This is a genomic window from Nonomuraea sp. NPDC050643, from assembly GCF_040654715.1.
Taxonomy (GTDB): Bacteria; Actinomycetota; Actinomycetes; order Streptosporangiales; family Streptosporangiaceae; genus Nonomuraea.
In genome coordinates this window covers 96399-110670 of record NZ_JBFAIM010000050.1, presented here as the reverse complement: position 1 = coordinate 110670, position 14272 = coordinate 96399, and the positions used below count along the sequence as shown (strand labels likewise).

Here is a 14272-nt window from a genome sequence, read left to right as displayed (position 1 = left end):
CGGGCGAAAGCGCCCCGGCCGCGCACGCCGGCCACCGGCCCACGCCCGGAGGCCCAGCGGGTGGCGGCGGGCAGGACGGCAGCGCTCAGGGCGCGGATGACGGCGCCGGGCGGCCGCCGCCCGGTTCTCTGGCGGACGTGCTGACCCCGCAGGAGCTGCGCATCGCGGGACTGGTCGCCGACGGCCTGTCCAGCAAGGAGATCGCCGCCCGGCTCTTCCTCAGCCCGCGCACGGTCGAGTACCACCTGTACAAGATCTATCCGAAGCTCGGCATCGGCACCCGTACCGAACTCGCGCGCCTAGTAGTTCTACGGAAGGCGCCGGTGGCGGCGCAGGACATGCTGTGAGCATGCAGAACGACATCTGGAGTGAAGAGTTCGGCGCCGCCGCCGACGCGCCGATCCTGCTGATCATGGGGTCGATGTCGCAGGGGATCCTGTGGCCGGACGAGTTCGTCGGCAGGCTCACGGCGGGCGGCCGGCGGGTGATCCGGTACGACCACCGCGACACCGGCCGATCGGCCACCATCGATTTCGACAAGGAGCCGTACACGTGGGACGACATCAGCGACGACGTGCTGCGGGTGATGGACGCGCACGGGCTGGACAGCGCGCATCTGGTCTGCCACTCGGCGGGCGGGCTGCTCGGCCAGAAGATCGCGGCGGAGCGGCCGGAGCGCGTGCGGACGCTCACCGTCATCGGCTCCTCGCCGCTCGGCGGCGGTGAGGGCCAGGTGATCATGCGGGCGCTCATGGGAGAGCCGCAGCCGGAGGGCAGCCTGCCGGATCCGTCGCCGGAGTTCGTGGCCTTCTACCGCGCGCTGCTGGCCGCCCCGCCGGCCGCGAACCGCCGCGAGCGGATCGACGGCATGATCGCCGAGCAGCGCCTGCTGCACGGGACCGGGCTGCCGTTCGACGAGGACGCGGCGCGCCGGCTGCAGGAGCGCGTCTACGACCGGGCGCGCGACCTGGACGCCGTGGTCAACCACCGCCGGGCCGCGATGGCCAGGCCGGACTTCGAGCCGGTGGGCGTCCTGCACCTGGTCAAGGCGCCCACCCTGGTCATCGAGGGCACGCACGAGCCCGTCAAGGCCGGCCACAGCGCGATCATCGCGGAGCGCGTCCCGGGGGCGCGGCTGATGATGATCGAGGGCTTGGGGCACACGCTGCCGCCGGAGGTGCACGAGGAGCTGGCCGCGGCCGTCCTCGCGCACACGGCGGAGTGAGGTCGCCGGCCGCGGCGGCACGGCCCGTCGCGGCGCCGGCCTCCGGGAGGCGTTACAGCAGTTTCTCGATGGCGGCGGTGACGGCCGGGTCGTCGGGGGCGGTGCGGGGTCGGAAGCGGGCCACGACCTCGCCCTCCCCGTCCACCAGGAACTTCTCGAAGTTCCACTGCACGTCGCCGGCCTCGCCCTGCGTGTCGGCGGCCTCGGTGAGGCGCTCGTAGAGCGGGTGGCGGTGCTCGCCGTTCACGTCCGCCTTCTCCAGCAGCGGGAAGTCGACGCCGTACGTGGCCGCGCAGAACTGCTGGATCTCCTCCGCCGAGCCCGGCTCCTGGCCGGCGAACTGGTTGCAGGGCATGCCGATGACGGTGAAGCCGCGGGGGCCGTACTGGCGCTGGAGCTCGACGAGGGCGCCGTACTGCGGGGTCAGGCCGCATCGGGAGGCCACGTTCACGATGAGGGCGGCCTTGCCGGCCGTCAGCTCCCCCAACGTGGTGGGGGCGTCCGTGAGGGTGCGAAGTGGGATGTCGCTGAGACTCATGGTTCGACCCTACAGAACGAGTCAGGGCCAGATTTGTGACGCAGTCCTCATTTTCCCGACAAACACGCTGAACACGGATATATCGGAATCTTTACTGACGATCTGTATTTCCATGGTCAATTCGCTGTAAAGGGAGCAACTCGGGCAGGGTGGCGCGGTCCACGTACCCCCTCGAAAGGGAACCCGCATGCCCATGCTCCGCCGTACCGGCGTCCTGGTCCTGTCCGCCACCCTGGTGGCGGCGGGCGGCGCCTCGGCCGCACAGGCGCAGAGCTCCCAGACCAGCCAGACCGGGAAGAACAAGTCGATCGCGAAGGCCATGGTGGCCAAGCGAGGCTGGGGTCAGGCCCAGTTCAGCTGCCTGCTCAGGCTCTGGGCCCGAGAGAGCGGATGGAACCACCGCGCCGGCAACCGCTCGTCCGGCGCGTACGGCATCCCCCAGGCGCTGCCGGGGCACAAGATGGCCACGTCGGGCCACGACTGGCGGACCAACCCCCGTACGCAGATCGCGTGGGGCCTCGGTTACATCAAACAGCGCTACAGCTCGCCGTGTCGCGCGTGGGGCCACTTCCAATCCCACGGATGGTACTGAGCCAAACCCCAGACTTGCCCGTTCTTTCCCGCAAGGGCTGCCCAAACAGGCGGCGGACCGGGCAATCCCGGCCCTGCGAGAGGGCCCTTTATCCGCAACGAACCCACAAACACCTGTCCTAGGCGTGTCGAGATGTATGACCCACGGTGACCGCGCGTAATAGGAATCGTGCTAGAGGACACGTCGTGGAGCCCTCCGGGCCGTCCAGCAGGATCGGGCGGAAGCAGAATCCCGGGGGGCCACGCGGACCCTCCACGTCCGAGCCACGGACGCGGACCGGCAGGGCGCCGGCTGAGTGCGCCCGTCCGCACGCGACCCGACCGTGAGGATCGACTTGGACGGCAAACGCGCCCTCAGCGGCACTCTCATCTCAGTTACCGCGTTCACCGCACTGGGCACCACACCAGCCAGGGCCGAGACCGGACCGCCGGTCAGGACCCGGATCTGGACCACGTCAGCGCAACCGAAGATCACGGCCGTCAGGCCGGCCAACAGGAACAAGAAGATCGCCCTGGGCCACGTCGTCCAGCGGGCCTGGAACGTCCAGGAGTTCCGCTGCCTGGACAACCTCTGGACAAGGGAGAGCAACTGGAACCACCGGGCGCTCAACCGCTCGTCCGGCGCGTACGGCATCCCGCAGGCCCTGCCCGCGGGCAAGATGCGCGGCGCGGGCAGCGACTGGAAGTCCAACCCCGAGACGCAGATCCGCTGGGGTCTGGCCTACATCAAGGGGAGGTACGGCAGGCCGTGCGGCGCCTGGGGGCACTGGAGATCGCACAACTGGTACTAGCCGGCTTCGGAGGGCATCCGGAGCAGCTCACCGGGTGCCCTCCCGACGCCCCGCGTGGGCCTCGATCGCCTTGATCAGCAACTCGAGCCCGAAGTCGAACTCCGCCTCGTGGTCGCACTCGTCGAGCAGCGCCGACAGCGAGCTCACCTCGGGGAACAGCGCGGGATCGACCCCCTCCGCATTGATCGTCCGGGTCTGCACGGGCGCGAACGTGGGCGTCACCCCGACCTCCCGCAGCAGCGAGCCCACGATGTAGGCGATGAACATCCGCAGCATCCGGACCGCGTCGGCCCCGTCGAACCCGGCGCTGCGCAGCGTGGCCAGCGCCCGCTCGACCGGCAGCAGCCCCGCGGCGGAGTGAAGCTGGCGGCTGACCACGAGCATGGTGTTGCGCGGATAGTGGTGGGCGATCTGCCGGAACGCCCGCGCCTGCATCCGCACCCGGTCGGTCCAGTGGGCGTCGGGGTCGTCGGTGAACTCGATCTGGCTCAGCACCGTCTCGGCCACCCCGTTGAGCAGGGCGTCCTTGTTGGGCACGTGGTTGTAGAGGGACATCACCCCGACGCCCAGCTCGGCCGCGATGCGCCGCATGGAGACCGCGTCCGCCCCTTCGCGCTCGATGAGGTCGATGGCCGCGGCGACGATGCGGCCTCGGGAAAGGGGCTCGGTGGGCATAGCTCATTCTATTGACTGACGTACGGCGTACGTGCAAGCTCGAACCACGGACGTACGGTGTACGTAAGCTCCCCCCGGAGGTCCCATGTCGACGCACGAGCTCTACACCATCCCCGCCGGCCTGTCCACCTGGGACGTCGAGATGGCCGGCGCCAGCCGGTTCACCTGGGAGTACGACGACGGCAGGGATCGCATGCTGGCCTTGTACCAGAAGGGCAAGGACAAGCAGTGGGACTCCACCAAGCGCATCGACTGGGACCTGGAGGTGGATCCGTACAACGTGCTCGGGATCCCCGACCAGACCATCGCCATCTACGGCACCCCGCTCTGGGAGCGGATGAGCGAGCAGGCCCGCCAGGACGTCCGGCTGCACGGCGCGGCCTGGCAGTTCTCCCAGTTCCTGCACGGTGAGCAGGGCGCGATGATCTGCTCGGCCAAGATCGTGGAGTCGGTGCCCGACCTGGACTCGAAGTTCTACGCGGCCACGCAGACCATGGACGAGGCCCGCCACGCCGAGACCTACGCCCGGTTCCTTCAGGAGAAGGTGGGCCTGGCGTACCCGATCAACCAGCACCTCAAGGCGCTGCTCGACAGCACGCTGAGCGACACGCGCTGGGACATGCCGTACCTGGGCATGCAGGTGCTCATCGAGGGGCTGGCGCTGGCGGCGTTCGGGGTGATGCGCGACATCACCACCAAACCGCTGCCCAAGCAGATCCTCGCGTACGTGATGCAGGACGAGGCCCGGCACGTCGCGTTCGGCCGGATGGCGCTGCGCGACTACTACCGCGACCTGTCGGAGACGGAGCTGCGCGAGCGCGAGGACTTCGTCATCGAGGGCTGCTACCTCATGCGCGACCGGCTGCGCGGCCGGGAGACGTGGGAGAACCTGGGCCTGTCGAAGGCCGAGGTCGAGGAGGCCATGCGGGCCACCGACCAGTCGGAGTACCTGCGGCTGTTCAGGTCGCTGCTGTTCAGCCGGATCGTGCCGTGCGTGAAGGACATCGGGCTGTGGAGCCCGCGGCTGCAGCAGGCGTACGCGGAGATGGGCGTGCTGGAGATGGCCGGGCAGTCGCTGGACGCGCTGATGCGGCAGGACGAGGAGATCGCCGACAAGATCGACGAGGCCCGCTTCGCCGAGGAGGAGTCCGAGCGGCACGCGGAGGTGGCCGACACGATCGCGATGGGCGCCGACTCCTAGTTTTCGGCAGACTACGGGGAGACCGGATCCACGTCAGGGAGCCCCGTTTGCGCGCACTACTGAGCTATCGCGACGCTGTGGTCCTGCTGGGCGGCGAGAGCGCGCTCACGCGGGTGCTGGACAACGCGTCGTCCGTGGCCCTGTTCGGGCTGGGCGGAATCGACCTGTTCGACGCCCGCGCCGAAGCGGTGCGGCTGGGCGACGGCCTGATCCGCCGCCTGCGCGACAAGCTCAAGGGCCTGAGCCGCTACGACCGGACGCAGCGGCTGGCGGCGGCGCACGCGGTCATCGTGATCAGCGCCTATCTCGAGGCGCTGGGCGAGGCGGACGTGCTGCCCGAGCTGACCCGCGAGGACCAGGAGCGGCTGCTCGGCCTGAACGCCGACCATCTTCTGGGCAGCCTGATCGACATGCGGCTTCCCCTGCCCGCGCCGGACCGCCCCCATGAGGACGTGGTCGCCGACCTGACGGCCGCCTACCGCATGTACACCGCCACGCTGGTCACCCTCCTCAAGGGCCTGGCCTGCTGGGACGCCTGGGACGAGACCCGGCGGGGAAGGCTGGGCCACGACATCCCGGAGCGGGCCGTGCGCCGCTACCAGGAGTCGTTCCTCCGGCTGGCCGCCGACTTCCCCGAAGTGGCCCTCTGGTCGGCGATGATCGACCACCGGGCCACCCGCGAGCGGATCACGCGGGGCCTGGCCGGCCTCCAGGAGCGGCTGGCCGCGCTCGCCTCGGGCCGCGGCCCGTCCGACCGGCTGGCGGCGCTCGTCCAGGCGAACCGGGCCGCCCTCCACCGCCCGATCGTCACCTCGGCCGAGACACCGCCCGGCATGACGATCCCCCGGCTGCACGAGGGCTACGTCAATCCGGGCTTTCGCGCCTGCCCACCCGGGGGCGACCGCCGGCTCGCCTCGGAGGAGTCGTGGTGGGCGCTGCCCCAGCGCGACGATCTGGACGCCTTCCTGGCCGCCCATCTCACCCATCCGTCGGCCACACGAGCGCCGCTCCTGGTGCTCGGGCAGCCGGGCGCGGGCAAGTCCGTGCTGACGCGCATGCTGGCCGCCCGGCTGCCCGCCGCCGACTTCCTGCCGCTCCGGGTCGAGCTGCGCGGCGTCCCCGCCGACAGCGACGTGCTGGCGCAGATCGAGCACGGCATCAGGGACGCGCTCGACGAGAGCATGTCCTGGCCCGAGCTGACGCACGCGGCGGACGGGGCGCTGCCGGTGATCATGCTGGACGGCTTCGACGAGCTGCTCCAGGCCACCGGCGTGAGCCAGACCGACTACCTGGAACGGGTCGGCGACTTCCAGCGCCGCCAGGCCGAGCGGGGCCGGGCCCTGGCGGTCATCGTCACCTCCCGCACGGCGGTGTCGGACCGGGCACGCGTCCCCGAGGAGTCGATCGTGGTGCGCCTGGAGCCGTTCACCAAAGACCAGGTCCGCCGGTGGATCACGGTCTGGAACGACGGCAACCGCGCGTTCTTCCAGCGGCACGGCCTCGAGCCCCTGCGTGAGGAGCACGTGCTCGCCGTTCCCCGGCTCGCGGAACAGCCCCTGCTCCTGCTCATGCTGGCCCTCTACGACGCCGACGGGAACGCGCTCGGGCTCACCGGCGACGAGCTCCACGAGGCAGAGCTGTACGAGCGGCTGCTGCGCGGGTTCGCCGCCCGCGAGGTGCGCAAGACCGTCCGGGGCCTGACGGACGCCGATCTGGAGCAGGCCGTGGAGGACGCGCTGCTGCGGCTCTCGGTCACCGCGTTCGCCATGTTCAACCGGGGCCACCAGTGGGTCCGGGAGCCCGACCTGGACGCCGACCTGCGGGCGCTGCTGCCCCCGGCCCAGGAATCGGCCCAGAAGTCGGCACAGGAGCCGGCCCAGCCGTACGGCCTGCGCCGTGTCCTGTCCCGCGCGGAGACCGTCATCGGCGGCTTCTTCTTCATGCACACCACGGAGGCCCTGCGCGACGAGGAGCGTCTCAAGACCTACGAGTTCCTGCACGCCACGTTCAGCGAATATCTGGTCGCCCGGCTGGTGCTCCGCGAGCTCGCCGACCTGGCCGGCGAGCTGGCCTTCGCCGCCTCCCGCCACCGCCCGGCCAGGCCCGACGACTCCTTCCTGCACGCGCTCCTGTCCTTCGCGGCCCTGGTCGTCCGCGAACCCGTCGTGGACTTCCTGCGCCACGGCGTCCGCACCCGGATCCCGCCGGACGGGCTCCCGCTGCTGCGGCGGCACCTGCACGAGCTGTTCGCGGCGGCCCTGATGCCCCGCCCCGGGTCGCCCTACGACGCCTACCAGCCGGTACGAGCCGACTCGCCCACCCGCTGCGCGGCCTACAGCGCCAACCTGCTCCTGCTGTCGGTGCTCTCGTCGGCCGACCCCGTCCCCGGCACCGACCTGTTCCGCACCGCCCAGCCGGAGGGCGCGAACGAGGCGTGGCGCAAGATCGCCCGCCTGTGGCACTCGCAGCTCACCCGGGCCGAGTGGAGCGCGCTCATGAGCACCGTCCGCGTCCGCCACTTCCTGCGCGGCCGGACCCGGATGCTGGAGGTCGGCGCGGAGCGGGGGCAGAGCTTCCAGCTCAAGGACCTGGCCTTCTACTCCTGGCCGGGCCAGGACGGCCCGCGGCCCGACACCACGATCGCGGCTCACGGCCCGCTCGACCTGTGGGCCCGCGAGATCTCCTTCCGGGACGACTCACTGCTGGCCCAGCTCTTCGTCAACCTGCTCCCCTACACGAGGCACGTGGTCCCGTCGCTGGACGCGGGCGTCCTGTCCCCCGTCGCCGACCTGCTGGAGCTGGTGCTGGCGGCACACCCGGACACGAAGACCTTCCGCCAGGCCATGGGCTGGATCCCCCAGGGAGCCTACGACGACGTCGTGCTGCGGCGGCTCGAAGCGGACTTCCACACCTTGCCTCCGCGCGACGTGCGGCGCCTCCTGGAGCTCTACGTGTCCAGCGACAACGAGCGCTTCCACCGGATAGCCGCGCTGGCGGAGCTAGCAGAGGGGCAGGCGCAGGATCAGATGCGCTCCCGGTCCCGTCCCGGCCTCGAGGGACCCGCCGTGGGTGCGGGCGATGTCGCGGGCGATGGGCAATCCGAGCCCGCTCCCCCCGGTGTCCCGTGACCGGGTCTGGTCCAGCCTGGTGAACCGCTCGAACACCTGCTCCCGCCGCTCCTCCGGAATCCCCGGCCCGTCGTCGGCCACCTCCAGCACCGCCTCCTCCCCGCGGGCCCGGACGCAGACCCACACGGCGCAGTCGGCGTAGCGGTCGGCGTTGGACAGCAGGTTCACGAACAGCCGGGCCAGTTGCAGCCGGTGCCCCATCACGATGACGTGGGGCTCGACGTCCACACTCACCGGCAGCCGGCAGGGCCGCCGGGCGATCTCGTCCTCGACGAGCCGCCCCAGGTCGATCCGCTCGTACGCCGCCGCCGCGCCGGCGTCCAGCCGGGCCATCAGCAGCAGGTCCTGCACGATGTCGGCCAGCCGCTGCGCGTCCATGAGCGCCGCCCGCCAGTCGGTCTCCGTGCGCTCCTCGAGCCCCGCCTCCAGCCGCACCAGCAGGGCCGTGATCGGGGCGCGCAACTCGTGGGAGGCGTCCGACACGAACCGCCGGTGCCGGGCGATGGCGTCCTCCAGGCGGGCCAGCGTGTCGTTGACGGTGGCGGCCAGCTCGGCCACCTCGTCCCTGGTCGGGGGGACCTCGATGCGCAGGCTCAGGTCCGCGGCGCTGATGTGCTCGAGCCCGGAGCGGATCCGCTCCACGGGGGCCAGCACGCGGCCGACGCCGTACCAGGCGCCCCAGGCCATCAGCGCGAGGAGCGTTCCCGACCCCCCGTACAGGAGCATGGGCAGGAAGGACGAGCGCAGCAGGAACGGCTCCCGCAGCGCCGCGTAGGCCACGATCGGGCCGTAGACGGTGCTGCGGTTGCTGGTCCCGACCACGACCATGCACCCGCTGGGCGGGCATTCCCGGGTGCTGACCCGCGAGTCCGCCCCGGTGGGCCTGACCTGGGTGAGCGGAGGCCGGCCGGTGAGGCTCAGGCTGGCCGCCACCACATGGCCGTCGTAGTCCACGATCTGCAGGAGCTGGACGCCCTGCTGCGGGGGGATCGGGCCGTCGAACCGCTGCCGGTCGACGATGGTGGTCAGGCGCCGGCTGGCCGCGTCGGCCTGGGCGATCAGATCGGCCCGCGCCCGCGCCGGGTACGTGATCGAGATCACCCCCACGCCGCCGAGGATGACGACGCCGAACAACACCACCGTCGCGATCGTCACCCGGCACCTGATGGAGCGCCAGTGCACCATGTTCCGACTTTGCCACGAAGCGTACAAACCGCAGGTCAAAGGCGCATCCACCGTCAGCTGTGGAAGCGGCGGTGCAGCTCGCGTATCTCCTCGGCCAGCTCGGGGACCGGGCCCTCGACGACCACCCCGGGGGCGATGTCGCCGATCGGCAGCGTACGCACGGGCGGCGGGGGGACGTCCAGCTCGGACAGCCAGGCGGCGAGCTGGACCGACGAGGCGGCGTACACGATGCGGCCCAGCCCGACCCAGGCGTGCGCGGCGGCGCACATCGGGCAGTGCTCGCCCGAGGTGTAGACCGTGGCCGCCGCCCGCTCCTCGGGGCTCATGTGCTCGGCCGACCAGCGCGCCAGCGCGAACTCGGGGTGCCGGGTGCGGTCACCGGAGGCGACCCGGTTGTGATCCTCGGCCAGGACGGCGCCGCCGCCGGAGACCAGCACCGAGCCGAACGGCTCGTCCCCCACCTCCAGGGCCCGGGTGGCGAGCTCGACACAGCGGCGCAGGTGCGGCAGTTCGGATGGGTCGATCATCATTTCCTCCTTCAAAGACACCGGCCTTCAAGACACCGGCCTTCGATCACCACTGCAGATCGGCCACGTGGGTGCTGCCGGTGCCCCGGCCGATCGCGGGCAGGGCCACGTTCACGATCGTGATGTCGAGCAGCACGAAGAACATTCCCGCACACATCACGATGAAGGTAATGGTCTGCCGGAAGTGCATGATCTTTCACGTTCCCGCACGTCATGTACAGGAACCCCACCTCGAGGCCACAGAAAATCGGTTGATCCGACGTATTAGCCTAGATGGGATGCCTCCCGATACGCACGAACCTCGCCGTCCCCTGCTGTCCACTCACTCCCTGTGGCGGATGAAGTCCTACCTCCGCCCGTACGCCGTCAGACTGGTCTTCATCTGGCTGGCCGCCATCGTCGGCATCGCCGCCGCCATCGCGCTGCCTCTCATCATCGAGAAGGTCATCGACGGTCCCGTGGAGCACCGCGACCCCGGCGCGCTGCTCCCCCTGGGGCTGCTCGCCGTCGGCGTCGGCGTCCTGGAAGCCCTGCTGATCTTCCTCAGGCGCTGGGCCCAGGTCAAGCCGGTGCTCGGCCTGGAGACCGCCATCCGCGACGACCTGTACAAGCACCTGCAGCGCCTGCCCATGGGCTTCCATGGCGACTGGCAGTCGGGGCAGTTGTTATCGCGGGCCACGACCGACCTGTCGACGATCCGCCGCTTCCTCGGCTTCGGCATGCTCTTCCTGGTCATGAACATTCTGCAGCTCATCACGGTCAGCGTGCTGCTGCTGAACAAGTACTGGCCGCTCGGTCTGCTGGTGCTGGCCTCGGCCGTGCCCATCGTGTGGACCTCGCTGCGCTTCGAGAAGCGCTACATCAAGATCTCCCGTCAGGTCCAGGACGAGCAGGGCGACCTCGCCACGCTGGTCGAGGAGTCCGCGATCGGCATCCGCACGATCAAGGCGTTCGGCCGCCGCCACCACGTCTACGACCGCTACGACGACGCCGCGCTCAAGGTGTACGGCTCCTCGATGGACAAAGTACGCCTGTCCGCCAAGTTCTTCTCCTTCCTCGAGATCATCCCCAACATCACCCTGGCCCTGGTGCTGCTGATGGGCGCGCTGGCCGTCGGCTCGGGAGCGCTGACGCTGGGCGCGCTGATCGCGTTCACCACGCTGATGCTGCAGCTCGTGTGGCCGATCGCCAGCCTCGGCTACATCCTGGCCATGGCGCAGGAGGCGATGACCTCCGCCGACCGTCTCATGGAGGTCATGGACACCGTCCCCGCGATCGAGGGCGGCACCGACACCATCGACGAGCCGCGCGGGCACCTGCGCTTCGAGGGGGTCGGCTTCCGCTTCGCCGACTCCGAGGGGCCCGTGCTGCGCGACGTCTGGCTGGAGGTGCGGCCGGGTGAGACGGTGGCCGTCGTCGGCGCGACCGGCGCGGGCAAGACCACGCTCACCGCGCTGGTGCCCCGCCTGATCGACCCCACCTCGGGGCGCGTCACGATCGACGGGCACGACGTGCGCGACCTGGAGCTGACCACGCTGCGCTCGGTGGTGGCCACCGCGTTCGAGGAGCCGACGCTGTTCTCGATGAGCGTGCGCGAGAACCTCATGCTCGGCCGGCTCGACGCCACCGAGGAGGAGCTGGCCGAGGCCATCCAGACCGCGCAGGCCATGTTCGTCTACGACCTGCCGTGGGGCCTCGACACCCGCATCGGCGAGCAGGGGCTCTCGCTGTCGGGCGGGCAGCGCCAGCGGCTCGCCCTGGCCAGGGCGGTGCTGAGCAAGCCCAGGATCCTGGTGCTCGACGACACGCTGTCCGCGCTCGACGTCGAGACCGAGGCCCTGGTCGAGGAGGCGCTGCGGCACGTGCTGCGCGAGGCGACCGGCATCGTGGTCGCCCACCGGGCCTCCACGGTGCTGCTGGCCGACAAGGTGGCGCTGCTGCGCGACGGCACCATCACGCACGTCGGCCAGCACCACCAACTGCTGGCCGACGTGCCCGAATACCGGGAGCTGCTGGCCCAGGACGCCGACTTCGACGACGCCGCGGAAGGAGCCCTGCGATGACCACGACGGTCCAGGAGGACAAGCCGAGCGCGGCGGCGTCCTGGCGGGGCGTCGCCTCCGAGGATCAGGACGAGCTGCCGGAGAAGGTCTCCGTCCTGCTGCGGGCGCGCTCGCGGCGGCTGCTCGGCGGGCTGCTGCGCCCGTACCGCAAGAGGATCGCGCTGCTCGTGTCGATCATCGTGGTCTCGAACGCGGCCGGTCTGTCGATCCCCTACCTGGTCTCGGTCGGCATCGACCGGGGCATCCCCCCGATCACGAGCGGCACCGGCCCGGCCGTCCTGCTGACCGTGGTCGGGGTGATCCTGGGCGCGGCGATCACGCAGGCGCTCACCCGGCAGGCGTTCCTGCGGCTGTCGGGGACGATCGGCCAGAGCATCCTGCTGGAGCTGCGCCGGAGGGTGTTCGACCACTTCCAGCGGCTGTCGCTGAACTTCCACGAGCAGTACACCTCCGGGCGCGTCATCTCGCGGCTGACCTCCGACATCGAGGCCATCGCCGAGCTGCTGCAGTCCGGGTTCGACGCGCTGGTCAAGGCGGTGCTCACCATGGTGGGCACGGCGGTGCTGTTGCTGGTGCTGGACGTGCACCTGGGCCTGGTGGCGCTGGTCCCCCTGCCGCTGTTGCTGCTGTTCACGCAGTGGTTCCGGCGGCAGTCGGCCATCGTCTACCGGCGCACGCGCGAGACGGTCGCCCTGGTGATCGTGCACTTCGTGGAGTCGATGACCGGCATCCGCGCGGTGCAGGCCTTCCGCAGGGAGCCGCGCAACCAGGAGATCTTCGAGCAGCTCAACGACGACTACCGGGGCGCGAACGCGCGCAGCATGCAGCTCGGCGCCACGTTCATGACCGGCATCAAGCTGATCGGCAACATGACGATCGGCGGGGTGCTGCTCTACGGCGGCTGGCTGGCCCTGCACGGCGAGGTCACGGCCGGGGTGCTGACCGCGTTCCTGCTGTACCTGCGCCAGTTCTACGAGCCGATGCAGGAGGTCAGCCAGTTCTACAACACGCTGCAGTCGGCCGGTGCGGCGCTGGAGAAGCTGTCGGGCGTGCTGGACGAGGAGCCCGGCGTTCCCGAGCCGCGTCAGCCGGTGGAGCTGCCCCAGGGCAGGGCGCGCGGCAAGGTGCGCTTCGAGGGCGTCAGGTTCGCCTACGTCGAGGAGATGCCGATCCTGCCGGACCTCGACCTGACGGTCCCGGCCGGGCAGACGGTGGCGCTGGTCGGCGCGACCGGCGCGGGCAAGACGACGCTGGCCAAGCTCATCTCCCGCTTCTACGACCCCACCGGCGGCCGGGTGCTGCTCGACGGCGTCGATCTGCGCGATCTGGACGAGCCGACGCTGCGCCAGGCCGTGGTCATGGTGACGCAGGAGAACTTCCTGTTCAGCGGCACGGTCACCGACAACATCAGGTTCGGCAGGCCCGACGCCACCGACCGCGACGTCCGCGAGGCGGCCAAGGCCATCGGCGCCCACGAGTTCATCTCGGGCCTGCCCGACGGCTACGACACCGAGGTGGGCAAGCGCGGTGGCCGCATGTCTGCCGGGCAGCGGCAGCTCGTCGCGTTCGCGCGGGCGTTCCTGGCCGATCCGGCCGTGCTCATCCTCGACGAGGCCACCTCCAGCCTCGACGTGCCGAGCGAGCGGCTGGTGCAGCGGGCCCTGCGCACGATCCTCGCCGACCGCACCGCGCTGATCATCGCGCACCGGCTCTCGACCGTGGAGATCGCCGACCGGGTGCTGGTGATGGAGCGCGGTGAGATCGTCGAGGACGGGCCGCCCGACCGGCTCATCGCCGCCTCGGGCCGCTTCGCCGGGCTGCACCAGGCGTGGCTGGACAGCCTGAGCTAGTGGTGCGGGTGTGCCACGGCCACGACGTTCGCGTACAGCTCGTACGCCACGAACAGGGCCAGCGGCACCCCGAGCCCGACCAGTAACCGGCCGGGCAGGTGCGTCCGCGCGACCGCGGGCGCCCTGCCCGGCACGGGCATCGGTGCGAACACCGGCTCGGGTTCGGGATCGGGCGCGGCCACGAGTTCGGGATGGCGGGTCAGATACCCGGAGGGGAACCAGGTCACGCGGTACGCGCCACAGCCGGGACAGCACGCCCCTGACCAGGGCGGCTGTACGGGAATTCCCGAGCTGAGCCAGATGTCGACCTTGTTGCCGCGCGCGTCGGAGAGGTGTCTGACGACGAAGTCCTCTTCCCAGACGTACAGACAGCGAAGGCATTCGTAGGGCCACGTCTCACGGGTGTCGAATCCGTCGGGCACTTGGGCCACCCCCGGCCATTGATCCGCCGTGTCGTCCCGAGTGTCCGCCCGGCCTCGCGCGCCCATCAAGACGGGC

The 14272-nt window shown here is 70.6% G+C and carries 12 protein-coding genes; 7 read left to right on the top strand and 5 right to left on the bottom strand.

The window, feature by feature from the left end:
- Positions 1-347 (top strand): helix-turn-helix transcriptional regulator (locus AB0I15_RS45550; RefSeq protein WP_358111115.1); only part of this gene is annotated, 347 nt, incomplete at its 5' end.
- A gap of 2 nt (positions 348-349) precedes the next feature.
- A complete protein-coding gene (locus AB0I15_RS45545; protein WP_358111112.1) occupies positions 350-1225 on the top strand; it encodes an alpha/beta fold hydrolase in 876 nt (291 codons plus the stop codon).
- 52 nt (positions 1226-1277) lie between these two features.
- Here the strand turns inward: AB0I15_RS45545 and AB0I15_RS45540 are convergent, their stop codons facing one another.
- Positions 1278-1763, bottom strand: coding sequence for a glutathione peroxidase (locus AB0I15_RS45540; protein WP_358111109.1), 486 nt, complete (start codon positions 1761-1763; stop codon positions 1278-1280).
- Between the two features lie 187 nt (positions 1764-1950).
- Here AB0I15_RS45540 and AB0I15_RS45535 point away from each other — a divergent pair, with 187 nt between their 5' ends.
- Both AB0I15_RS45535 and AB0I15_RS45530 read left to right on the top strand, forming a co-directional pair.
- Positions 1951-2355, top strand: coding sequence for a transglycosylase SLT domain-containing protein (locus tag AB0I15_RS45535; RefSeq protein ID WP_358111106.1), 405 nt, complete (start codon positions 1951-1953; stop codon positions 2353-2355).
- A 322-nt stretch (positions 2356-2677) separates the two neighbouring features.
- Entirely contained in the window at positions 2678-3145 is a 468-nt protein-coding gene (locus AB0I15_RS45530) for a lytic transglycosylase domain-containing protein (protein WP_358111103.1), read from the top strand.
- Between the two features lie 27 nt (positions 3146-3172).
- Here AB0I15_RS45530 and AB0I15_RS45525 read toward each other — a convergent pair whose 3' ends face one another.
- On the bottom strand, positions 3173-3820 hold the full coding sequence (locus tag AB0I15_RS45525) for a TetR/AcrR family transcriptional regulator C-terminal domain-containing protein (RefSeq protein ID WP_358111100.1): 648 nt from the start codon (positions 3818-3820) through the stop codon (positions 3173-3175).
- A gap of 85 nt (positions 3821-3905) precedes the next feature.
- On the opposite strand from AB0I15_RS45525, the gene AB0I15_RS45520 reads away from it, so the two are divergent.
- On the top strand, positions 3906-5021 hold the full coding sequence (locus AB0I15_RS45520; RefSeq protein ID WP_358111097.1) for a ferritin-like domain-containing protein: 1116 nt from the start codon (positions 3906-3908) through the stop codon (positions 5019-5021).
- Positions 5022-8020: 2999 nt separating this feature from the next.
- Here the strand turns inward: AB0I15_RS45520 and AB0I15_RS45515 are convergent.
- Complete coding sequence (locus AB0I15_RS45515; RefSeq protein WP_358111094.1) at positions 8021-9334, bottom strand: HAMP domain-containing sensor histidine kinase; 1314 nt, start codon at positions 9332-9334, stop codon at positions 8021-8023.
- Between the two features lie 53 nt (positions 9335-9387).
- A complete protein-coding gene (locus tag AB0I15_RS45510) occupies positions 9388-9861 on the bottom strand; it encodes a nucleoside deaminase (protein ID WP_358111090.1) in 474 nt (157 codons plus the stop codon).
- A gap of 278 nt (positions 9862-10139) precedes the next feature.
- On the opposite strand from AB0I15_RS45510, the gene AB0I15_RS45505 reads away from it, so the two are divergent.
- Both AB0I15_RS45505 and AB0I15_RS45500 read left to right on the top strand, forming a co-directional pair.
- Complete coding sequence (locus tag AB0I15_RS45505; protein ID WP_358111087.1) at positions 10140-11924, top strand: ABC transporter ATP-binding protein; 1785 nt, start codon at positions 10140-10142, stop codon at positions 11922-11924.
- Entirely contained in the window at positions 11921-13774 is a 1854-nt protein-coding gene (locus AB0I15_RS45500) for an ABC transporter ATP-binding protein (RefSeq protein ID WP_358111084.1), read from the top strand. The genes AB0I15_RS45505 and AB0I15_RS45500 overlap by 4 nt, the downstream gene beginning before the upstream one ends.
- Here AB0I15_RS45500 and AB0I15_RS45495 read toward each other — a convergent pair.
- Complete coding sequence (locus AB0I15_RS45495) at positions 13771-14196, bottom strand: hypothetical protein (RefSeq protein ID WP_358111081.1); 426 nt, start codon at positions 14194-14196, stop codon at positions 13771-13773. The two genes, AB0I15_RS45500 and AB0I15_RS45495, sit on opposite strands and share 4 nt — an antisense overlap.
- Positions 14197-14272: the final 76 nt, after the last annotated feature.